This window comes from Streptomyces cinereospinus, from assembly GCF_042430725.1.
GTDB classification, from domain to species: Bacteria; Actinomycetota; Actinomycetes; order Streptomycetales; family Streptomycetaceae; genus Streptomyces; species Streptomyces cinereospinus.
Window position 1 is genome coordinate 1 of record NZ_JBHMCY010000172.1, and the last position, 1530, is coordinate 1530.

The 1530-nt window shown below is 69.8% G+C and carries 1 protein-coding gene; it reads left to right on the top strand.

Going from position 1 to position 1530, the window contains the following annotated elements; translation table 11 throughout:
- Positions 1-171 precede the first annotated feature (171 nt).
- Complete coding sequence (locus tag ACFF45_RS35345; RefSeq protein WP_381351137.1) at positions 172-1497, top strand: IS4 family transposase; 1326 nt, start codon at positions 172-174, stop codon at positions 1495-1497.
- Positions 1498-1530 lie beyond the last annotated feature (33 nt).

Genomic DNA, 1530 nt, shown 5'->3' on the forward strand with positions numbered 1-1530 from the left:
CAAGGCCGTGAAGTTATGGCTCGGGTGGGGTTGTCCAGGGGGCTTTGAGGTGCGGTTTCGTCGGACGTGAGAAGCGGAGCCCCGGTAGAACTGGCAGTCGACCAAGACAAGCCGTTCACAAGACCGGAGGCTCCGCTGTCCGAACAGTGTGCCATCACGCGTACCGTCACGGTGGCCGGAGGCCGGTTTGCGCCCGGTCATCTGGGCGAACTTACCCAGCTGGTGCCCTTCGAGATGGTCGATGCGGCGCTGAGCGCGACCAGGGCCGTGCAGTCGCGGCTGCGGGATCTTCCCTCCCGGGTGGTGGTGTACATGGTCCTGGCCGCTTGCCTGTTCCCGGAGACCGGCTATCCGGGGGTGTGGCGCAAGCTCACCGGGGCGCTGGCCGGTCTGCCGGTGGTCGCGCCGTCGGCGAGTGCGCTGGCTCAGGCCCGCCGCCGGGTCGGCAGCAAACCGCTGCGGTGGCTGTTCGACCTGCTGCGGGGCCCGGTCGCGACCGGGCACGGGCCGGGGGCCTGCTGGCACGGTCTGCTGGTGGTCGCGCTCGACGGCACGGTCCTGACGGTCCCCGACACCCCCGCCGTCATGACCAGGTTCACCAAGCAGGCCGGCAACCACGGCGGGACCGGATACCCGCAGGTCCGTCTGCTCGCCCTGGTCGCCTGCGGCACCCGCACCCTCATCGACGCGGTATTCGGCCCCACGACCGCGGGCGAGACCACTTACGCCCCGCGCCTGCTGCCCAGCCTGCGGCCCGGGATGATCCTGCTCGCCGACCGCAATTTCGGCGCTCAAAAGCTCGTGGCCGATAGTGCGGCCACCGGGGCGGAGGTCCTGGTCCGGCTCAAGAACGGCCGCCGCATGCCCGTCCTGGCCCGCTACCGGGACGGCTCCTACCTCTCGGCGCTGGGCGGCCTGCGCGTCCGCGTCATCGACTGCGAGATCACCATCACCACCACCGCCGGGAAACACACCGGCCTCTATCGGCTGGCCACCACCCTGCTCGACCACCACCGCCACCCGGCAGCCGCACTGACCACGCTGTATCACCAGCGCTGGGAGATCGAAACGGCCTACCTGGAACTGAAGTCGACCATCCTCGGCGGCCGGGTCCTGCGGGCCCGCACTCCCGACGGCATCGACCAGGAGATCTACGCCCTGCTCGTGGTCTACCAGCTGCTGCGGACCGCTATGGCGGACGCCACCAGCACCCGAGACGGCACCGATCCCGACCGCGCCAGCTTCAGCATCGCCTGGCAGACCGCCCGCGACCTGGTCATCCAGGCCGCGGGCGTCATCGCCGACACGGTCATCGATCTCGTCGGCACCATCGGCCTGCACGTCCTGGCCAACCTGCTGCCCGCACGGCGACTACGCGTCAGCCCCCGCATCGTCAAACGCGCCATCTCCAAGTACCAGGCCCGAGGCCCCCGTATCGACCGGACCAGCTACAAAGCCACCACCGGCATCAACATCCTCGCGCCCGCAGGCCCTTGACAGCCCGCCCCAACCGCAAACTTCACGGCCTTG